The sequence below is a fragment of the Amycolatopsis sp. CA-230715 genome (assembly GCF_018736145.1).
Taxonomy (GTDB): Bacteria; Actinomycetota; Actinomycetes; order Mycobacteriales; family Pseudonocardiaceae; genus Amycolatopsis.
On sequence record NZ_CP059997.1, the window covers coordinates 4265372 to 4285282 of the forward strand.

General features: G+C 69.2%; 22 protein-coding genes. 13 read left to right on the top strand and 9 right to left on the bottom strand.

From position 1 onward, the window contains the following. The first annotated feature begins 161 nt into the window (after positions 1 to 161). From HUW46_RS20240 to HUW46_RS20255, 4 genes are all read left to right on the top strand, one after another. Complete coding sequence (locus HUW46_RS20240; RefSeq protein WP_215548755.1) at positions 162 to 1985, top strand: phosphoenolpyruvate carboxykinase (GTP); 1824 nt, start codon at positions 162 to 164, stop codon at positions 1983 to 1985. Positions 1986 to 2231: 246 nt separating this feature from the next. Further along, a complete protein-coding gene (locus HUW46_RS20245; RefSeq protein ID WP_215548756.1) occupies positions 2232 to 3101 on the top strand; it encodes a TIGR03621 family F420-dependent LLM class oxidoreductase in 870 nt (289 codons plus the stop codon). Between the two features lie 18 nt (positions 3102 to 3119). Beyond that, on the top strand, positions 3120 to 3731 hold the full coding sequence (locus HUW46_RS20250) for an ABC transporter ATP-binding protein (protein WP_215548757.1): 612 nt from the start codon (positions 3120 to 3122) through the stop codon (positions 3729 to 3731). Beyond that, a complete protein-coding gene (locus HUW46_RS20255) occupies positions 3728 to 5080 on the top strand; it encodes a DUF6297 family protein (RefSeq protein WP_215548758.1) in 1353 nt (450 codons plus the stop codon). The genes HUW46_RS20250 and HUW46_RS20255 overlap by 4 nt, the downstream gene beginning before the upstream one ends. A gap of 25 nt (positions 5081 to 5105) precedes the next feature. Here the strand turns inward: HUW46_RS20255 and HUW46_RS20260 are convergent, their stop codons facing one another. Further along, complete coding sequence (locus HUW46_RS20260; protein ID WP_215548759.1) at positions 5106 to 5366, bottom strand: helix-turn-helix domain-containing protein; 261 nt, start codon at positions 5364 to 5366, stop codon at positions 5106 to 5108. A 151-nt stretch (positions 5367 to 5517) separates the two neighbouring features. On the opposite strand from HUW46_RS20260, the gene HUW46_RS20265 reads away from it, so the two are divergent. Continuing rightward, complete coding sequence (locus HUW46_RS20265; RefSeq protein ID WP_215548760.1) at positions 5518 to 5667, top strand: hypothetical protein; 150 nt, start codon at positions 5518 to 5520, stop codon at positions 5665 to 5667. Here the strand turns inward: HUW46_RS20265 and HUW46_RS20270 are convergent. Then, positions 5664 to 7274 (bottom strand): alpha/beta hydrolase, encoded by a 1611-nt coding sequence (locus tag HUW46_RS20270; protein WP_215548761.1) that lies wholly within the window; start codon positions 7272 to 7274, stop codon positions 5664 to 5666. The genes HUW46_RS20265 and HUW46_RS20270 overlap by 4 nt on opposite strands. Before the next feature lie 218 nt (positions 7275 to 7492). On the opposite strand from HUW46_RS20270, the gene HUW46_RS20275 reads away from it, so the two are divergent. From HUW46_RS20275 to HUW46_RS20285, 3 genes are read left to right on the top strand one after another with little or no spacing between them, the layout of a single operon-like run. Further along, positions 7493 to 7774 carry a DUF3311 domain-containing protein gene (locus tag HUW46_RS20275; protein WP_215548762.1) on the top strand — a complete coding sequence of 94 codons (282 nt, stop codon included), beginning with the start codon at positions 7493 to 7495 and terminating at the stop codon, positions 7772 to 7774. Next, complete coding sequence (gene mctP, locus HUW46_RS20280) at positions 7771 to 9414, top strand: monocarboxylate uptake permease MctP (protein WP_215548763.1); 1644 nt, start codon at positions 7771 to 7773, stop codon at positions 9412 to 9414. The genes HUW46_RS20275 and mctP overlap by 4 nt, the downstream gene beginning before the upstream one ends. 4 nt (positions 9415 to 9418) lie before the next feature. Next, positions 9419 to 10678 (top strand): MFS transporter, encoded by a 1260-nt coding sequence (locus tag HUW46_RS20285; protein ID WP_215548764.1) that lies wholly within the window; start codon positions 9419 to 9421, stop codon positions 10676 to 10678. Here HUW46_RS20285 and HUW46_RS20290 read toward each other — a convergent pair. Further along, the gene (locus tag HUW46_RS20290) at positions 10675 to 11016 is read right to left on the bottom strand and encodes an ester cyclase (protein ID WP_215548765.1); all 342 of its coding nucleotides are present in this window, start codon (positions 11014 to 11016) and stop codon (positions 10675 to 10677) included. The genes HUW46_RS20285 and HUW46_RS20290 overlap by 4 nt on opposite strands. 48 nt (positions 11017 to 11064) lie before the next feature. Between HUW46_RS20290 and HUW46_RS20295 the strand changes: the two genes are divergently transcribed. Beyond that, a complete protein-coding gene (locus HUW46_RS20295; protein ID WP_215548766.1) occupies positions 11065 to 11640 on the top strand; it encodes a peroxidase-related enzyme in 576 nt (191 codons plus the stop codon). 4 nt (positions 11641 to 11644) lie between these two features. On the opposite strand, the gene HUW46_RS20300 is transcribed toward HUW46_RS20295, so the two are convergent. From HUW46_RS20300 to HUW46_RS20315, 4 genes are all read right to left on the bottom strand, one after another. Then, positions 11645 to 11953, bottom strand: coding sequence for a hypothetical protein (locus tag HUW46_RS20300; protein ID WP_215548767.1), 309 nt, complete (start codon positions 11951 to 11953; stop codon positions 11645 to 11647). Positions 11954 to 11955: 2 nt separating this feature from the next. Beyond that, complete coding sequence (locus HUW46_RS20305; protein ID WP_215548768.1) at positions 11956 to 12912, bottom strand: bifunctional helix-turn-helix transcriptional regulator/GNAT family N-acetyltransferase; 957 nt, start codon at positions 12910 to 12912, stop codon at positions 11956 to 11958. A 237-nt stretch (positions 12913 to 13149) separates the two neighbouring features. Then, positions 13150 to 13299: a hypothetical protein gene (locus HUW46_RS20310; protein WP_215548769.1), complete on the bottom strand. Its 150-nt coding sequence runs from the start codon at positions 13297 to 13299 to the stop codon at positions 13150 to 13152. A 244-nt stretch (positions 13300 to 13543) separates the two neighbouring features. Beyond that, complete coding sequence (locus tag HUW46_RS20315) at positions 13544 to 14740, bottom strand: ATP-binding protein (RefSeq protein WP_215548770.1); 1197 nt, start codon at positions 14738 to 14740, stop codon at positions 13544 to 13546. A 151-nt stretch (positions 14741 to 14891) separates the two neighbouring features. On the opposite strand from HUW46_RS20315, the gene HUW46_RS20320 reads away from it, so the two are divergent. The 4 genes from HUW46_RS20320 to HUW46_RS20335 all read left to right on the top strand — a co-directional run bounded on the left by HUW46_RS20320 (position 14892) and on the right by HUW46_RS20335 (position 18073). Then, on the top strand, positions 14892 to 15941 hold the full coding sequence (locus tag HUW46_RS20320; RefSeq protein ID WP_215548771.1) for a glycerophosphodiester phosphodiesterase: 1050 nt from the start codon (positions 14892 to 14894) through the stop codon (positions 15939 to 15941). Between the two features lie 69 nt (positions 15942 to 16010). Further along, positions 16011 to 16601 carry a TetR/AcrR family transcriptional regulator gene (locus tag HUW46_RS20325; RefSeq protein WP_215548772.1) on the top strand — a complete coding sequence of 197 codons (591 nt, stop codon included), beginning with the start codon at positions 16011 to 16013 and terminating at the stop codon, positions 16599 to 16601. Between the two features lie 110 nt (positions 16602 to 16711). Then, on the top strand, positions 16712 to 17446 hold the full coding sequence (locus HUW46_RS20330; RefSeq protein WP_215548773.1) for an SDR family NAD(P)-dependent oxidoreductase: 735 nt from the start codon (positions 16712 to 16714) through the stop codon (positions 17444 to 17446). A 141-nt stretch (positions 17447 to 17587) separates the two neighbouring features. Further along, positions 17588 to 18073: a DoxX family protein gene (locus HUW46_RS20335; RefSeq protein WP_215548774.1), complete on the top strand. Its 486-nt coding sequence runs from the start codon at positions 17588 to 17590 to the stop codon at positions 18071 to 18073. A gap of 63 nt (positions 18074 to 18136) precedes the next feature. Here the strand turns inward: HUW46_RS20335 and HUW46_RS20340 are convergent, their stop codons facing one another. Beyond that, positions 18137 to 18940: an ABC transporter permease gene (locus tag HUW46_RS20340; RefSeq protein ID WP_215548775.1), complete on the bottom strand. Its 804-nt coding sequence runs from the start codon at positions 18938 to 18940 to the stop codon at positions 18137 to 18139. Then, positions 18937 to 19899: an ATP-binding cassette domain-containing protein gene (locus HUW46_RS20345; RefSeq protein ID WP_215548776.1), complete on the bottom strand. Its 963-nt coding sequence runs from the start codon at positions 19897 to 19899 to the stop codon at positions 18937 to 18939. Before HUW46_RS20345 ends, HUW46_RS20340 begins: the two co-directional genes overlap by 4 nt. Positions 19900 to 19911: the final 12 nt, after the last annotated feature.

Sequence of the window (19911 nt, forward strand, 5' to 3'; positions counted from 1 at the left end):
TCTCGGTTACCTGCCAGTCACCCGGCTACCCTCATGGAATCCCCAAACCCAGCACACCGGTTTTCCACCGGTGTGCGAAGCCATTCGGTCGCCGGCAATGGAGCCCGCACCTGAACAGTGTTGTTCGGTGTGGGCTCTTGTCGTCGAAGTCAGGAGAAGAGATGACTGCAGTAGCCATCCCCGGTCTGGACAACGCGCCGACGACGCACAGTGGCGTGCTGTCCTGGGTTCGGGAGGTCGCTGAGCTGACCACCCCGGACCGAGTGGTGTGGGTGGACGGTTCCGACGAAGAGGCCGCACGGATCAACGCCGAACTCGTGGAAGCGGGCACGTTCGTGCCGCTGAAGTCGAAGCCCAACTCGTTCTGGGCCGCATCCGATCCGAACGACGTCGCGCGGGTCGAGGACCGCACCTTCATCTGCTCCCGTGAGGAGGGCGACGCGGGTCCCACCAACCACTGGATGGACCCGGTCGAGATGAAGGCGACCATGACCGAGCTGTACCGCGGCTGTATGCGTGGCCGCACGATGTACGTGATCCCGTTCTGCATGGGCCCGCTCGGTGACGAGAACCCGAAGCTCGGCGTCGAGATCACCGACTTCGCCTACGTCGTGGCTTCGATGCGGGTGATGACCCGCGCGGGGAAGGCCGCACTCGACAAGTTCGTCAAGCCGGATGGGACCGAGGCCCCGTTCGTGCCGGCGCTGCACTCGGTCGGCGCGCCGCTCGAGCCGGGTGAGAAGGACGTTCCCTGGCCCTGCAACACGACCAAGTACATCAGCCACTTCCCCGAAGAGCGTCTGATTTGGAGCTACGGTTCCGGCTACGGCGGCAACTCGTTGCTGGGGAAGAAGTGCTACTCGCTGCGCATCGGTTCGGCGATCGCCCGTGACGAGGGCTGGCTCGCCGAGCACATGCTGATCCTGAAGCTGATCTCGCCGGAGGACAAGGTCCACTACGTCGCGGCCGCGTTCCCCAGCGCCTGCGGCAAGACCAACCTGGCGATGCTCCAGCCGACCATTCCGGGCTGGCGCGCGGAAACCCTCGGCGACGACATCGCGTGGATGCGGTTCGGCGAGGACGGCCGCCTGTACGCGGTGAACCCCGAGTTCGGCTTCTTCGGTGTCGCGCCGGGCACCGACTGGCACACCAACCCGAACGCGATGCGCACCATCGAACAGGGCAACACGGTGTTCACCAACGTCGCGCTCACCGACGACGGCGACATCTGGTGGGAGGGCATGGAAAACCAGCCCTCGCACGCCACCTCCTGGAAGAAGGAGGACTGGACGCCCGACTCGGACGAGAAGGCGGCGCACCCGAACTCGCGCTACTGCACGCCGATGTCGCAGTGCCCGATCCTCGCGCCGGAATGGGACGACCCGAAGGGCGTGCCGATCTCGGCGATCCTGTTCGGTGGCCGCCGCAAGACCACGGTCCCGCTGGTCAACGAGGCCCGCGACTGGCAGCACGGCGTTTTCATGGGTGCCACCATGTCGTCGGAGACCACCGCCGCCGCGGTGGGCGCGGTCGGCAACGTCCGCCGCGACCCGATGGCGATGCTGCCGTTCCTCGGCTACCACGCCGGTGACTACTTCAAGCACTGGCTCGACCTCGGCAAGAACGCCGACGCCGACAAGCTGCCGAAGATCTTCTACGTCAACTGGTTCCGCCGCGGCGAGGACAAGCGCTTCCTGTGGCCGGGATTCGGCGAGAACTCGCGCGTGCTGAAGTGGATCCTCGAGCGGGTCGAGGGCCGCGGCAACGCGACCGAGACGCCGATCGGCTTCCTGCCCAGCGCCGACGACCTCGACATCGAAGGCATCAAGGAGCCGCGGGAAGACGTCGACGCCGCGCTGGCGTTCAACGCCGAAGAGTGGCGCCAGGAGCTTCCGCTCATCGAGGAATGGTTCGAAAAGATCGGCGACCGCGTGCCGTCGAGCCTGCACGACGAGCTGGCCGCGCTGAGGGACCGCCTCGGCTGACATGAAAACGCGAACGGGGCCCCGGTACTCGCACCGGGGCCCCGATTCGTCTTAGTTGTCCACACTCGACACTCCCTGTGGACAACTCGCCTTCCCGTCCCCATCCACCCCCGCCCCCCGGTAAACTGGGCTGGGGCCGCCCCCCGGGATCGGGTGGGGGATGACCAAGGTGTGTGCGATCGGCGGTCCGCGGACGGTTGTGCTGGCGGGGCCGCGGCGGTGCCGTTTCTCGGTATGTTGAGGGACATGGCTACTGGGGAATTCCGCTTCGGCGTCAACATGACCGCGTCATCCGGGCGGCAGGCCTGGGTCGACAAGTGCCGCCGCGCCGAGGAACTCGGGTTCGACGTGGTGGCGGTGCCCGACCACCTCGGCATGGTGTCGCCGTTCCCGGCGCTCGTGCTCGCCGCCGAGGCCACCGAGCGGGTCCGGGTCGGCACCTTCGTGATCAACGCGCCGTTCTTCAACCCGACCCTGCTCGCGCGGGACATCGTCGGCACCGACCTGTGCACCGACGGCAGGCTCGAAATCGGCCTCGGTGCCGGATACGTGAAAGCCGAGTTCGACAAGGCGGGCCTGCCGTTCGAATCGCCGGGCAAACGCGTCGACCACCTCGAGCGCACCATCGACGAGCTCGCCCGCTTCGCCGCCGACGAGACCGAGCCGAACCCGGCGCAGAACCCGATCCCCCTGCTCGTCGCGGGCAACGGGAACAGGGTGCTCGAACTCGCCGCCGAACGCGCCGACATCATCGGGTTCGCCGGCGCGGGCATCGGCCGCGACGGCACCCCGACCGTCTCCACCGCGGAAGACCTCGACGAACGGGTCGCCTACGTCCGCGGTGCCCTCGACGGACGCCAGGTCGAGTTCAACACCCTCGTCCAGCGCATGCGGATCACCGAAGACCGCGAAAGCGCGCTCGACGAGCTCGTCGACCTGTTCGGCGGCACCAAGACACGGACGGAAATCGACGCACTGCCGACCTTCTACGTCGGCACGGCCGACGAGATCGCGGACAAGCTGCGCGCGAACCGCGAACGCTTCGGGTTCACCTACGTCACCGTGCTCGAACCGGACCTCGACGCGCTCGGCCAGGTCATCCCCCTGCTGCGCTGACCAGTACGCTTGGCGCACATGGGGATTCGCGCACGCGGTCTCGGCGTCCGGATCACCGAGCACGAATGGTTGTTCCGCGGCCTCGACCTCACCGTCCGGCCGGGTGAGTGCGCGGTGCTCGTCGGCCCGAACGGCACCGGCAAATCGACACTGCTCCGCTGCGTCTACGGCATGCAGAACCCGACCACGGGCACCGTCGTGGTGGCAGGGGAAACCCCCGACGAGCGCAAGGCCGCGTTCCGCCGCAAGGTTTCCGTGCTGCTCGACGATTCCGACTTCTTCGCGGAACTGACCCCGGTCCAGCACCTCGAACTGCTCGGCCAGACCTTCGGCGAACCCCGCGAAGACATCGACGAACTGATCGCCGACGCGGGGCTCGCCGAACGCGCCGAGGTCACCGCGGGCCGGTTCTCCGCGGGCCAGCGCCGCAGGCTCCTGCTGCTGGGCGCCACCGCGCGCCCGTTCGAGATCCTCCTGCTCGACGAGCCGGAGCGCGCGCTCGACAGCGACGGCAAGCAGTGGCTGACCGCGCTCGTCCGCAGGGCGACCGAGGCGGGCGCCGCGGTCGTGCTGGCGACCCACCACCCGCCGCTGCTCGACACCGCGGACGTCGTACTGGACCTCGCGTGACGACCCGGTCCCCCGTCCGGCTGCCGGGAAAACGGCGGTTCGGCGGGGTGTTTTCCGGCGGCACCGAAACACTCGTCGCCTACTTGGCCATCGGCCTGCTGGCGAGCGCCTACTTCAAGCTCGACTGGTGGCACAAGGTCCTCATCGGACAGTCGAATGTGGACAGTCGCACGCTGCTGGGGTTCGCGTTCGCCTGCTGCGCGCTGCGGTGGAAGTCCTTGCTGCGCCGCACTTTCGTCTGGGCCGAGCCCGCGGCGCTGACCTGGCTCGACTTCACCTTCGCCGACCGGAGCGTGCTGATCGCGCGCCGCCTGTGGCGGCTGTGGTTGACGGACCTGCTGGCACTGGCCTACGTCATCGGTCTCGTCGCGGCCGTTTACGAGCCGCCAAGCGCGGTGTTGCTGGCCTGCGCGGCGGTACTCGTCGCGAGCGGGCTGTTCGCGCTCGGGCTCGCCAGGCGCGCGTCGGCGAACGCGGTGCTCGAAGCGGCGTGGCCGATCGTGCTGGCGCTGGCCGGGCTGGTGTGCACGGCGGTGCCCGCCCCGGTCACCTGGTGGTTTGCGCTTGCCGGGGCCTTCGCGGCGGGCGCGGTGTGGAGCTGGTGGGGTTCCGGTCCGCTGCGGCGCCCCGCGGTCGCGAACGCGGGCCGCACCCGGCTCGTCGACAAGTGGAACGAGCGACTCGTCCGCACGGTGGCGGTCACGTTCCTCGACCCGCTGATGATGCTGCCGTCGGCGGCCCAGACCGGTGGCCGCGCGCTGGGAAATCCCGCGCTGCTGCGGCTCGCGACGCACGGCGTGCGCGCCAGATCCCGGTTCGCCGTGACCGCACTGCTGACCGCGGTCATCGTGCCGGTGGCGCTGGTCGCGCTGCCCCGCTGGCCGGACGTGCCGCTGGTAGTGCTCGCCGGATACGGCGCGCTGGTCCCGTTCGGCGCCGGGCTCGGCGAAATCTGGGCCAACCCGGGGCGCCGCCGGTGGATCGGCTCGGGTGACGGCGAGATCAGGGCGTGGCACGCGGCCGTGCTCGTCGGCATTCTCGCGATCTGGACCGCGGTGCTCATCGCGTCCGGGCTGGCCGTGGGCGTGCACTTCACCGCGGCCTGCTGGCTGGCGCTGCCCGTGATCGCGGCTTCGGTGGTGCGGACCGTCACCAGGCCGCCGATCGACTACGGCGCGGTCGGGGCCACCGACACCCCGATGGGGCAGCTGCCGGTCGGGCTCGTCAAGCAGTTCCTCCGCGGCCCCGACGTGCTGGTCGTCGCCACCGTGGTGCTGACGGCCGCCCCGCTCGACTGGGTCTCGGTGCTGGTCGTGGCCGCGTGCGCCGCGCTGTGCTTCCGGCGCTGAACCCGGCCGGTTTCACGTGGATCAATCAGACCGCGCGGGCCAGCCCCTGCTCGACGGCCATGCGGAGCGCGTCGACGGAAAGGCCGACGGCGTCGGCGAGCGCGACCACGGTGAAGAACGCCGGGGTGGGGATCCGGCCGGTTTCGATCTTGCGCAGGGTTTCCACCGAGATCCCCGCTTCGGTGGCCACCTCGGCCATGCTGCGCGCGCCACGGGCACCGCGCAGCACCGCGCCGAGCCGTTCGCCCCGCGCGTGCTCGGCCTCGGTCAACGGGACGCGCACCATGCCGCCATGGTACCGACCCGGTTGCCCACAGCCTGTGGACAACTCTGTGCACAGGCTGTGGAGTACCAGGTCGAAATCGGATGGTGATCCCGGTTTTCGCAACATGACGGCGCCGGGAGCGTCCTTCTTCATAGAGGAGAGGGGTCTGATCATGGTGCTCGCAGCCGTCGCGATGCTGGTTCTCGCGCTGGGTGCCGCCGTGTGCGCGACGGTGTCCGGCGCGCTTCGAGGGCAGGACAAAGACGAGGAAAGCCCCGCCGAACCGAAATCCGGCGGGGCTCCTCGGAAGCGCAAGCGCTAGTTCTTCGGCTCGGGCGGCACCGGCAGCGGGAGGCCGGGGATGCTCTGGTCCTCCGGCACCTTGCCGTCCACGAGGTAGTCCTCCACGACTTTGTCCACAGCCGCGTTCCCGCCGGCGTAGATGCCGTGGTCGCCTTCCTTGGTCACGGTGATCATGCGCGATCCGGCGAACGCCCGGTGCGCGCGTTCGGCGCCCTCGATCGGGGTGGCCGGATCGTGGGCGGACTGCACCATCAGCACCGGCGGCACGCCCTTGCCGTCGAGCACCGGCAGTGGCGCGGGCTGGTGCTTCCAGAACAGGCACGGCTGGATCAGCCAGCCCGCGCCGAGCAGCGGGAGCTGGCGGTCGATGAACTCCTGCGACTCCTCGATCGCGCTTTCGCGGCTGCCCGCCCACGCGCCTTCGCTGCACGGGATCGTCCAGAAGCTCGCGTCGTAGGCGTCCGCGTAGTCACCGGGCACCCGCAACGGCTGCGGACCGGTGATCTCGGGCGCCGACTTCGCACCCTTGACCTTCTGCGTCGCCGCGGCCTTCTGGTCCGCGGTGGCCCCGCCCTTGGTCAGGGTCCGCACATTCGTCAGGTAGTCCGCCAGCGCGGGGAAGTTCCCCTTCGCGTAGAGCTGCGACGCGATGTAGGAATCCAGCTGGTTCGCCGAAATCGTGGTGTCGCCAACGGCGGCCGGGTTCTTGGACAGCGCGTAGCGGACCTCTTCGTAGGTCTGGCGGGCGGCTTCGCCGGTGGCGCCGAAGTGGTACCGGCTGTCGTACTTCGCCAGCCACGGAAGGAAATCCTGACGCCAGCGCCGCTCGAAACCGAGCGGCTGCGACGCGAACGACTTCTCCCAGGTGGTGGTGAACTCGGTGTTCGAGTCGAGCACGAACCGGCCGGTGCGATCGGGGAACGCCTGCGCGTAGTGCGCGCCGAGCCAGGTGCCCGCCGAGTAACCGACCCAGTTCACCTTGTCGCGCTTGAGAAGCACGCGCAGCAGGTCGAGATCGTGCACGGTCTGGTCGGTGGTCACCAAGGGACCGAGCTCGCCGGATTTCAGCTGGCACGACTCGGCGGCGTACTTCGTCGCGTCGAGGATCAGGTCGAGGTTCGCCCGGTCCCGGTTCCTGGGGTCCAAAGAGGACCCGGTGCCGACCGCGCCGCCGCAGGTGAGGTTGGTGCTCTTCCCGGTGCCGCGCGGGTCGATGCCGATGACCTCCTGGCTCGCGCGCAGCTTCGCCTGGTTGCGCAGCCGGGCGGGGAACAGGCGTCCCGGTGCGCCAGGTCCGCCGGGGTTGGTCAGCACGCTCGCGGTCGCCTCGGCGCCGGTCGCCTTCAGCCGCGAAACCGCGATCGTCAGGTCGATCCGGTCGTCCACCCTGGACCAGTCGCGCGGGGTCAGGTACGTCGCGCACTCCATGCCCTCGGCACCGGCGGGCGGTGGCGACGGCAGTTCGTCACCGGCGCACACATGCCAGTTCAAGGCCTGGTTCGCGTACCGGTCGGGAATTCCGGTGGAATTCAGCGGCGGCGGGTCCGCCGTCGCCACCGGCGCCAGTCCCGCCAGCACGGTGCCCGCCACCGCCGGTACCAGCAGTGCGCGGTGCAGCTTCGTCATCCGTTCCTCGCCCCTTGTCCTCGTCCGCTCGCGTTCCGTGACCTGATCATTGATATCGGCGGCGGGTATCCCCGACAACGGCCCCGGTGTCGACCTTTCGGGTGGTGTGGGTGATCAAATCTGTATCGGGAGACTCGTGACGACGACACACCGACGTTCTAGGGTCTACCCGGTTCGAACTTCTTCCGACGGGGTTCCACGGGCGTTAGGTGAGGCAGATGGCAGCTGGCAAAGCGGACGGGAAGGTCACCGGGCTGCGGTTCAGCCCGTGGAACCTCCTGCTGATCATCCCGTTGGTCGTGATCGTCACGCCGCTGTTCAACCTCGACCACCCGCGGCTGTTCGGGATGCCGTTCTTCTACTGGTTCCAGTTCGCGTGCGTGCTGCTCGGCGTGCTCTGCACCGGCATCGTCTACGCGGCCACCAGGGACAAGCGGGCCACCCGCGCCAAGCTCGACGCTCTCGACGTCGACGACCTCGACGAAGGAAACGTCAAGTGAACGACATCAAGTGGCCGGAACTGGTCATCTTCACGGTCCTGTTCCTCGCGGTGACCGTGCTCGGGTTCGTCGCCTCCAAGTGGAAGGCGGGCAGCACGCTCGACCACCTCGACGAATGGGGCCTCGGCGGCCGCAAGTTCGGTTCGTGGATCACCTGGTTCCTGCTCGGCGGCGACCTCTACACCGCCTACACCTTCGTCGCGGTGCCCGCGCTCGTGTTCGGCGCGGGCGCGCTCGGTATGTACGCGCTGCCCTACACGATCGTCGTCTACCCGATCGTGCTGCTGCCCGCGCTGCGCATGTGGTCGGTGTCGAGGTCGCGCGGGTACGTCACGCCGGCCGACTTCGTCCGCGGCCGGTTCGGCTCGCCGACGCTCGCACTGCTCATCGCGGTCACCGGCATCGTCGCCACCATGCCCTACATCGCGCTGCAGCTCGTCGGCCTCGAATCGGTGCTGCGCACGATGGGGCTCAACGGGTCCGGCATCGTCGGGCACCTGCCGCTGCTGATCGCGTTCATCATTCTGGCCGTCTACACCTACCAGTCCGGCCTGCGCGCGCCGGCGCTCATCGCGTTCGTCAAGGACATCCTGATCTACCTCGTGATCCTGGTGGCCGTGATCTACCTGCCGACGAAGCTCGGCGGCTGGGCGCACGTGTTCGACACCGCGCAGGCGAAGTTCGACGCCACACCGTCCAAAACGGACGGTCTGCTGCTGACCACGAACAACCAGCTCCAGTACGCGACGCTCGCACTGGGGTCCGCGCTCGCGCTGTTCCTCTACCCGCACTCGCTGACGAGCGTGCTCGCGTCGCGCGGGCGCAGCGTGATCAAGCGGAACATGGTCGCGCTGCCCGCGTACTCGCTGGTGCTGGGCCTGCTCGCGCTGCTCGGCTACCTGGCGATCACCGCGGCGGTCAAGCCGATCACCAACCAGGCCACCGGGCAGCCCGACTCCAACACCGTGGTGCCGCAGCTGTTCGGCAGCCAGTTCCCGTCGTGGTTCGCCGGGATCGCCTTCGCCGCGATCGGCATCGGTGCGCTGGTGCCCGCCGCGATCATGTCCATCGCCGCGGCGAACCTGTGGACCCGCAACATCTACAAGGAATACCTCAAGAAGGACGCCACCCCGGGCCAGGAGGCGAAGCAGGCGAAACTGGCTTCGCTGATCGTGAAGTTCGGCGCGGTCGCCTGCATCCTCTTCATCGACCCGCAGTTCTCGATCGACCTCCAGCTCATCGGCGGCGTGCTGATCCTGCAGACGCTGCCCGCCGTGGCGATCTCGCTGTACACGCGCTGGCTGCACCGGTGGGGCCTGATCGCGGGCTGGATCGTCGGCATGGGCTGGGGCCTGATCATGCTGTACGGCATCCCGAACCCGGCCAACGGCAAGAAGCACTTCGGCGGATCGGCGTTGCCGCTGAACGACCTGTCGCTCTTCGGCTGGCATCCGTTCGCCGGGTCGCCGGTGCAGATCTACCCCGGTTTCGTCGCGCTCATCGCGAACCTGGTGGTCGCCGTGGTCGTCACGGTGATCGCGCGCCGGATGAAGATCAGCAACGGCACCGATTCCACCGACCCCGCCGACTACCACGCCGACGAGCACGACGAGGACCTCCGGCCCGTCGCGGCGCACTGACGCGATGAGCAAACCGGGTTTCGCGCGCGTCGTCGGCGCGGGCGTGGTGGGGACGACGGTCGAGTTCTTCGACTTCTTCCTCTATGCCAGCGCCGCGACCGCGATCTTCCCCGCGGTGTTCTTCCCCGGCTCCGACGGCTTGCTCGGGGTGCTCGCCGCGCTGGTGACCTACGCCGTCGGGTTCGTCGCGCGCCCCATCGGCGGCGTGGTCTTCGGGCACTTCGGCGACCGGCTCGGCCGCAAGAAGCTGCTGGTGATCAGCCTGGTGATGATGGGGCTGGCGTCGGCGCTGATCGGCGTGCTGCCCGGGTACGCGCAGATCGGCGTCACCGCGCCGATCCTGCTGACCGTGCTGCGGCTGGTGCAGGGTTTCGCGCTCGGCGGCGAGTTCGGCGGCGCGGTGGTGCTCGTGGCCGAACACGGTCCCGCCGACCGGCGCGGGTTCTGGACCGCGTGGCCGCAGACCGGCGGCCCGCTCGGCAACCTGCTCGCCAACGGCGCGCTGACGCTGGTCGCCGCGCTCACCACCGACGCGCAGTACGGCTCGTGGGGCTGGCGCCTGCCGTTCCTGGCGTCGCTGCTGATCGTCGCGATCGGGCTCTGGGTGCGCCTGCGCGTCGAAGAATCACCGCTGTTCCGCGAGGTTTCCCAGCCCGAGCGCGCGCCGCTGCGCGAGGTGTTCGTGCGGCATCCGCGCCCGCTGTTCAGCGCTTTCGCCGCGCGGCTCGGGGAAAACGCCGCGTTCTACGTGTTCACGGTGTTCCTGCTCGTCTACGCCCAGCACGCGCACGTGCCGAAGGGCGTCGCGACGGCCGCGGTCACCGTCGGCTCGGTCGCGCAGGTGCTCGGCATGCTCGGCGGCGGCGCGCTGTCCGACCGCTTCGGCAGGCGCCCGGTTTCGGTCACCGCCGCGGTGCTGGCCGCGGGCTGGTCGCCGCTGTTCTTCGGCATGGTCGACCGCGGCGGCACCTCCGTGTTCGTCGCGGTGGCCGTCGGGCTTCTGCTGCACGGCATGCTCACCGGCGCGCAGTCCGCCTTCTACGCGGAGCTGTTCACCACCGAACTCCGGTACTCGGGCGTTTCGATCGGCTACCAGGCGGCGACCATGTTCTCCGGAGCCGCGGCCCCGCTGCTCGGCACCGCGTTCCTGCGCGCGACCGGCTCGTCGACCCCGGTGGTCGTGATGCTGCTGGTGTGCCTGGCGCTGACCGTGACCGGGATGTTCGCCGTCCCGGAAACCCGCCGCTCGACCCTCGCGGACTAGACGGGCAGCGACGCGACCCAGTACTCGGCGAAGCGGCCGTCCCGCACCCGCAGGATGTCGTTGCCGAGGAACGTGGCCGGTTCGCCGTCCTTCGTCGTGCCCCGCCCGACCCAGCGGCCCGCGACCAGCTCACCGTCCGCGATCGGGCCGACGGTGAGTTCGAACGCGAGGTCGTCGAACATCTCGTGCGTGCCGTGGATCAGCTCCGCCAGCTCGCCGGGCCCGCGCACTTCGCGGTCGGGCCAGTGCCCGGCGAAATCCGCCGTCACCAGGTCGTTCGCGGCCGAAGGGTCGCCGTTCCACAGTTCGTCCAGCCAGCGCCGGTAAAGCTCGTGCATGCTCTGTTCGTCGTTCGCCGTGCCGGTTTTCCGACTAGCGTGGCGAGTATGGGCAACGTGAGCAGGTTCGGCACCGTCGAGCCGGACGACCTTCCCGACGACCTCCGCGAGCGGATCGGCGCGATCGCCGAGAAGTCCGGGTTCGTGCCGAACATCTTCCGCGCGCTCGGGCACCGGCCCGCCGAGCTGCGCGCGTTCCTCGACTACCACGACGCGCTGATGGAACGCGACGGCGGATTGTCGAAGGCCGAACGGGAACTGGTCGTGGTCGCGACCTCCGGGGCGAACCACTGCACCTACTGCGTGGTGGCGCACGGCGCGATCCTGCGGGTGCGGGCGAAGGACCCGCAGCTGGCCGACCGGGTCGCGAGCAATCCGTACCAGGTCGAACTCGACGAGCGGGGCCGCGCGATCGTCGACCTCGCGCTGTCGCTGGCGCACGATTCGGCCGCGTTCGGCGACGAGGACATCGAAGTCGCCCGTGAAGCCGGGCTCTCCGAGGACGAGATCTGGGACGTCGGCGCGATCACCGCGCTGTTCGCGATGTCGAACCGCCTGGCCCACCTCACCGCGTTGCGGCCCAACGACGAGTTCTACCTGATGGGGCGCGTCCCGCGGAGCTGAGCGGTCAGAAGCGGAAGAAGGTGTCGTGCAGGTCCCGCTGGGTTTCGTAGCTGCGCAGCAGCCCGGCGAGGAACCGCGCGAAGCGCCTGCTCGGGTTGCGGTAGGCGCGCACCCACAGCGGCGGCACGATGTCCGGGATCCGCGGATCGGGCTTCGGCGTGAACCGGTCGCCGGTGAGCACCACCACCGGGTGCCCGAGCGGGCAGAGCCCCGCGACCGAGATGATCCCCGGTTCCAGGTTGTGCACCCACTCGACCTCGTCCACACCCATCAGGGTGCGGCGGTTGCAGGTCGGGCAGTACACGACGAACACGGTTACAACTCCAGCCGCCAGGTTTGGCCGACCAGTTCGCGGCCGAACGACGTGATCTCCTCAGAGGCGACGAGCTCGAACCCGGCGCGCTGGTAGAGCGCGCGTGCGGTGGCCAGCACGTCGATCGTCCACAGCTCCATCGCGGCGTACCCGGCCGAGCGCGCGAATTCGACGCACTCGCTCACCAGGCGCTTACCGACGCCGAACCCGCGCGCCGTCGGTTCGACGAGCAGCAGCCGCAGCTTCGCGGTCCGCTCGTCGGCACCGCGCGTGCAGAAAATGCAGCCGGCGCGTTCGCCGTCGAGTTCGGCGATCCAGGCGGCCTCGCGCGCGGGGTCCCGGTGGTCCACGTAGTCGGCGACGACGCGGGCGACGAGTGCCTCGAATTCGTCGGACAGGCCGTGTTCGCTGGCGTACACCGCGCCGTGCCGGTGGACGACCCAGCCGAGGTCGCCGGCACGCGGCGGGCGTAGCACGAGCGCGGGCGCGGCCGCGCGGTCGTGGACGAGCGTGGAGATGGTGCCCATCGCGGAGAGGAGCCTGCGCTGGGTGTCCTCGTCGAACCGTTCGAGCAGCTCGCCGATCTGCTCGGTCGACCGGGCGTTCAGGTCCTCGAACGCGTGCCTGCCCGGTTCGGTGAGGCGTGCGACGTGCCGCCTGCCGTCCTTGCCGCAGCGTTCGCGGACGACGAGGCCGCGGTCTTCGAGCTTGCCGAGGAGCCTGCTCGCGTAGCCGGGGTCGAGCCCGAGCCCGCGCCGGAGGTCGGGGACCAGCGTCGTGTCGCGCTGGGCCAGCTCGAAGATCACGCGGGCCTCGCTGAGCGAGTACTCGGCGTCGGCGGGGCCTTCGTGGAGCGCCCCGATCACGCTGGTGTACAGCCGGTTGAAGGCGCGGACCGTGGCCACCCGGTCGGCGAGCTGGCTGTCTGTCGGCACCGTTGACCACCTCAACAAATTCATTGACGGTGTCAATGGTTACCCGGGCACGAGCCGGGCGCAAGGGGTTTTCGGCGGAGGTCGGGCGAAACGGGCCCGGACATGTGGAAACCCCGTGATGCTGCCAGGTCGGGGGTCCGCCAGCATCACGGGGTCATACGGGGTATCGACGCCACCTCGGGTGGCGTTACACCCTCGGTCAGATGTGCTCTAGGTCACTCTTTTGGGTGAAACTCGGAGCCGTTGACCAGGGGGATCGGGTCAGCGCAGGTGGGTCTGGCGAGCCTGCGCGATCGCGATGAGCTCCTGACGAACCGTCGCGGTGGCCGCGGTGTCGATCGCGCGGCTCAGCGCGCGGCGAGTGCGGGCCTCGGCGCGGCGTGCACGGAGCTTGGCGGCGATGTTGTTCATCAGTTCTGCATCCTTACTTGTCTCGTCGGCTTGATGTCTCTAGTATGCACCTTTTTTCACAAGGTCGCCAACGATTATCCGGTGATGTGGCGCACTGGCCGATGAATCATCGGCAAATCATGGGTTTCGCCATGAAGATTTCGTGGCACCGGTCACGTTCAGGTAACGCAAGCCGCCTTTCTAGCGTTTTCGCTAGAAAGGTCTAGGAAGCCGTATCGACCGCTATCGGCTGCTGAGGCGCTGGTCAGTCGTCGGCGCGACCGAGCAGGTAGTGCCCGAAATGCGGCACCGTGAACGCGATGTGCCCGCGTTCGGCGGAGTACACCAGCCCCTTCTTCATCAGGCTGTCCCGCGCGGGCGAGAGCGACGACGGCTTCCGGCCGAGGTAGACCGCGACGTCCGAGGTGCCCGCGGCCTCGTCCTTGCCCTGTGTCAGCTCCGCCATCGCGAGCAGGTATTCCCGTTCGGCCGGTGTCGCGCGTTCGTACCGCGAGCCGAAGAACCCCACGGCGAGTTCCGACTCCGCTTCCGGCGCCGCGACCTGGACGTCCTTGACCGTGATCGGGTCGGCGGGCGCCGCGTCCCAGGCGGCCTTCGCATAGGCCTGGATGAAGTACGGGTACCCGCCCGAAGCGTCGAACAGGGCGTCGAGCGCCTCCGGTTCGATACCCGCTTCCTCTCGTTCTATCGGCGCCAGCACCGCGGTGTCGGCGTCGTCGCGGTCGAGCCGGTCGATGCGCGCGTAGCGGAAAAGCCGCTCCGAGTACGACTTCGACGCGGACAGCACCGCGGGCACGTGCGGCAGGCCCGCGCCGACGACCACGAGCGGCGCGCCGGACTGGGAAAGCTCGTGGCACGCGGCGCACAGCGCGGAGACGTCGTCCGGTCCGAGGTCCTGGATTTCGTCGATCAGCAGCGCGACCCCGGTGCCGACGTCGGCGGCGAGCTCGGCGACGTCGGTGAACAGCTCCACGAGGTCGATCTCGATGTCCCCGGAATCCGCGCGCCCCTGCGCGGCGGGCACGTCGATACCCGGCTGCCAGCGGTCGCGGAGCTTCGCGTCCGGTTTGTTCGCCTTCAACGCGAACGCCTTGAGCACGGCCAGGACGTCTTCGACCCGGTCCGGCGCGCGGTGGCGGACCGCGAGATCCCGGATCGCCCGGTGCAACGCGGCCGACAGCGGGCGCCGCAGCTCGGCCTCCGGGCGCGCTTCGATCTTGCCCGCGCCCCATTTGTGCCGCATCGCCATCGCGCGCAGCTCGCCGAGCAGCACGGTCTTCCCCACACCGCGCAGTCCGGTGAGGACGAGGCTGCGTTCGGGACGGCCCCGCGCGACGCGTTCGAGCACGACCTCGAACGCCTTCAGCTCGCGTTCCCGCCCCGCCAGCTCGGGCGGGCGCTGCCCGGCGCCCGGTGCGAAGGGGTTGCGGATGGGGTCCACGCTAAGAAGTTATCGGGCTTTCTAGCGCCAGTCCGATATTCCGCCATAGATCCCGATGGCGTGTCGGCGATTCGAACGGTCACCTGGGATTCTTCTGCGCGCCACCGGAACGTGGGAGCCTGCGCTGGTTCGCTGAGGAGAGGGTGGCGTGATGAAGGCAGTTGCTCGAGGACTGACGGCACTGGGGATCGCCGCGTGTGTGGCCGGTTCGTCCGTCGCGGTGGCGCAGGCGCACCCGCGACGGCAGTTCGACATCCAGGCCCACCGCGGCGGGATCGGCCTGACGGTGGAAAGCACGCTGGCGTCGTTCGGCAAGGCGATGGAACTCGGCGTGACCACGCTCGAACTCGACCTGCAGATCACCAGGGACGGGCGCGAGGTGATCACGCACGACCGCAAGCTCAACCCGGCCAAGTGCCGCGACACCGCGCCCGTGACCCCGGGCGACCCGCAGTTCCCGTACGCGGGCAAGTACGTCAAGGACCTCACCTTCGCCCAGGCGCGCACGCTCGACTGCGGTTCGTTGCGGCAGCCCGATTTCCCCGGCCAGGAGCTCTCCCCCGGCGCGAAGATGCCGACGCTCGCGGAGCTGTTCTCGCTCGCGCGGGCGCACCGCGCGTGGGGAATCCGCTTCAACATCGAGACCAAGGTGGAGGCCGCCGCGCCGCAGGAAACCGCGCCGCGTGAGCAGTTCGTGCGCCGGGCCGCGGCGGAGATCGCGAAGTCCGGGTTCGCGCGGAACGTGACGATCCAGAGCTTCGACTGGGGCTCGCTCATGCTGATGCGGAAGGTCGCGCCGTACCTGCCGACGGTCGCGCTCACCGAACCGAGCTTCCTGCAGGTGGGACAGCCCGATAAGTCGCCGTGGCTCGGCGGGCTCGACATCGACGACTTCGGCGGCAGCCCGGTGCGAGCGGCGAAATCCTTCGGTGCCAGCGCGGTTTCGCCGGTGCACGGCAACCCGCAGGGCGGGCACGCCGGGGACCCGGACTACGTCCCGTTCACCACGAAGGCACTGGTCACCGAGGCGCACCGGGCCGGGATGAAGGTGATCCCGTGGACCGTCGACGATCCGGCCACGATGAACAAGCTCATCGACGACGGCGTGGACGGCCTGATCACCGACTACCCTGACCGGCTCCGCGCGGTCGCGGCCTCGCGTGGTTTCGCGCTGCCGCGGGCGTATCCGGACTGCCGCTAGGTCTGTAGCGAAGTCGTTTCGGGCTGGTTGAGCTGGACCGATCGGTCCACTATAGGTAGTGTCGGCCTCGTGCCGCGTCCACGACAGTTCGATGAAGAGCGCGTGCTGTCGGCTGTGCAGGCGGCGTTTTGGGACAACGGGTACGCGGGCACATCGCTCGAAGATCTCCTTGCGGCCAGCGAACTCGGCAAAGGGAGCCTGTACGGAGCGTTCGGGGACAAGAAGAGCTTGTTTCTGCGCGTGCTGCGCCTGTATGACGAGGCCAATGATCGAATGCTGCGCAGCTGGCTCGAGCAAGCTGAGCGCGGCATCGAGGTGATCCGGGATTTCGTGACCGGGCCGGTGCGTGATCCCAGTGGCGAGCAGGCCCGCCGGGGTTGCCTGCTCGCCAACACCGCGATGGAACTGTCGGTGAGTACCGCCGAGGTGGCCGCGGAGGCGCGGCGCAGCTACGCCTCGACCGCCGCCGTGCTGGCCGACGCGGTACGACGAGCGCAGCGCGAGGGCGACGTCGCGGCCCGCCTCGACCCGGACGTCACCGCCCGCGCGGTGCTGGCCGGTCAGCTCGGGCTGATCGTGCTCGGTCGAGTCGGTCAGGATCCGGCCGCGTTGCTGGTCACGGCCGAGGCGCTGCTCGACGGCCTGCTGCCCGCGTTCTGAGCACTCCTGCAGTAGTGGCGTACGGCACAAAGCCGCCCAGGTTGTTGACCGGACGGTCCATATCGGAAATATTGTGGACCGAACGGTCAATAATGTGGAGAGGAGCTGCCATGAAGGTGCTGGAGGGCAAGGTCGCGGTCGTGACCGGGGCGAACGCGGGTATTGGGCTGGCGATCGCGCGGGCCTACCGCGCCGAAGGGGCACGGGTTTTCGTCGCCGGTCGTCGCCAGGCGCAGCTCGACGAGGTCGAGGCCGAACTCGGCCCCGAGGTCACCGGGATCCGCTGCGACGTAGGCCGGCTCGAAGACCTCGACAGGCTCTACGCGACCGTCGCCGAGCGGGCGGACCGGATCGACGTCCTGGTGTCCAACGCGGGAATCGGGATCGCCGCCCCGCTGGGCGAGATCACCGAGGAGCAGTTCGACGCCATGTTCACTACCAACGTCAAAGGCTCGCTGTTCACCGTGCAGAAGGCGTTGCCGCTGCTGGCGCCAGGGGCGTCTATCATCCTCACCGGGTCGACGGCGACCTCGCGCCCCCAGCCCTACCTGCCCGTGTACGGGGCGACCAAGGCCGCGATCCGCAACCTGGTTCGCGGGTTCGCCCACGACGCCGGGGCGCGCCAGTACCGGATCAACGTGCTCTCGCCCGGCGGAACCCGCACGCAGGGTTTGCAGGAACTGGTCTCACCCGACGAGCTCGCCGCCACCGCGGCGTCGATTCCGCTCGGCCGACTGGCCGAACCAGAGGAAATCGCCGCGGCTGCGGTCTTCCTCGCCTCCGACGCGTCCAGCTACGTCAACGGCTCCGAACTCGCCGTGGACGGCGGCTTCGCCCAGGTTTGAGGCGCCGACTAGGTCCGTATCCGGCTTTCTAGTGTGGAAGCTAGAAAGCCGGATACTCGGTTAGCTCGCGTGCCGACGCGTGGGGCGTCCCGAATTTGGGTAACTTCGGGGTCACCAGCACCAACCGAGGAAGGCACGACCGTGATTCTCCGTCGAGTTGCCCGTCCCCTGCTCGCCGCGACCTTCGTCTTCGGCGGGTACAACGCGTTGCGGCACGCGGAAGGGCACGCCCAGTTGGCCAAGCCGTTCCTCGACAAGACCGTCGGCAAGCGGGCGGACATGCTGCCCGACTCGGTGCCAACCGACCCGGAGACCCTGGTCAAGATCGACGGCGCGGTGAAGGTGGTCGCCGGGACCGCGCTGGCGCTCGGGAAGCTGCCGCGGCTCTCGTCGCTGGCGCTCGCCGGGAGCATGGTGCCGACCACGCTCGCCGGGCACGCGTTCTGGGAGGAGAAGGACCCGGAGCAGCGGCAGCAGCACCTCATCCACTTCCTGAAGAACGCGGGCCTGATCGGCGGGCTCCTGATCTCCGCCGCCGACACGCACGGCAAGCCCTCGCTCGGCTGGCGCGCCAAGCGCGCCGCGAAGAAGGCCCGCAAGCGCGCCGAAGACGTCCTGCCCGACTGAGACGGCTCATTCCTCATGCCCTGAAAGCCACTTTCGGGGCATGGCCTGCGGGGCGTTGCGCGCTTATTTGCTGGCGACGCGGCGGTAGCGGGCCGTCGCCAGTGGGGCGAAGACGGCGATGATCGCCAGGCAGCACAGGATCGCGTACAGGGCGGCGTGTTCGGCGGGCCAGCCGGTGGGCGGCGGGCCGAACTTGTTGCCGAACAGGTCCCGCGTCGCGTTCACCACCGCGGTGAACGGGTTCCACTGCGCGATCGCCCGCAGGAAACCGGGCAGGGTCGACTCGGGCACGAACGCCGACGAGATGAAGCTGACCGGGAACAGCCACATCAGACCGGCGCTCTGCGCCACCTCGACGCTGCGCGCGACCAGGCCGATCAGCGCGCCGATCCAGGACAGTGCCCACGCGAACAGCAGCATGATCAGGTAGGCCAGCACCGCGTCGACGAAGCTGCCGCGGATCCGCCAGCCGACCACGAGCCCGCACAGCGACATCACGATCAGCGCGACCACGCTGACCACCAGATCGGACGTGGTGCGGCCGAGGATCACCGCGAGCCGCGACATCGGCAGCGAGCGGAACCGGTCGATGATGCCCTTCTGCAGGTCGTTCGCGAACCCGATCACGGTGAACGCCGAGTTGAACGCGACGGTCTGGGCGAAGATGCCGGCGATGATGAACTCGCGGTAGCCCGCGCCGCCGCCCTCACCGCCGATCGCGTTGCCGAAGACGTAGGCGAACAGCAGCACGAACAGGATCGGCTGCAGGGTCGCGGCCATCAGCCAGTCCGGGTTCCGCCGGACGTTCATCAGGTTGCGCCAGGTGATCACGCCACCGTCGGAAAGGGCCTTCGCGAGGGAACTCATGCCCCTTCCTCCTGGTGTGCGTCGTGACCGGTGATCGACAGGAACACGTCGTCGAGCGTCGGCCGGTGCAGGCCGACGTCGGTGACCGTGATGTTCTGCGCGTCGAGCCGCCGCAGCGCTTCGATCAGCGCCTTCGGCCCGGTGTCGACGAGCACTTCGACCTGGCGGGTGCGCTCGTTCGCGGTGGGCTCGCCGGAGCCGACCTCGGCGAGCACCGCCGTCGCGGCCGCCACGTCGGCGGCGGATTCGACGACCAGTTCGAGCCGTTCCCCACCGGTTTCCGATTTCAGCTCGTCCGCGGTGCCCTTCGCGATCACCTTGCCGTGGTCGATCACCACGATGTCGTCCGCGAGCTGATCGGCCTCTTCGAGGTACTGGGTGGTGAGCAGGACCGTGGTGCCGTCGGCGACGAGCTCCTTGATCACCGCCCAGGTGTCCATCCGGCCGCGCGGGTCGAGTCCGGTGGTCGGCTCGTCGAGGATCACCACCGTCGGCTCGGCGACCAGCGCGCCCGCGAGGTCGAGCCGCCTGCGCATGCCGCCCGAGTAGCCCTTCGCCGGGCGGTCACCCGCTTCTTCGAGCTGGAAGCGGCGCAGCAGCTCGCGGGCGCGTTCGCGCGCCGCGGGCTTCTTGCGGCCGTAGAGCCTGCCGACCATGTAGAGGTTTTCGAAGCCGGTGAGGTACTCGTCGACCGCGGCGTACTGGCCGGACAGCCCGATCTGGCGCCGCACCGGGTCCGGAGCCGCGAGGACGTCGTGCCCGGCGACCCAGGCCTCGCCGGAATCGGGGCGCAGCAACGTGGCCAGGATGCGGACCGTGGTCGTCTTGCCCGCGCCGTTGGGACCCAGCAGGCCGAGCACGCGGCCCGCCGGGATCTCCAGGTCCACGCCGTCCAGTGCGCGCGTGGACCCGTACGTCTTGACCAGTGCGGTCGCACGGACCGCGACGTCGGTGACCATGGCCACACACTA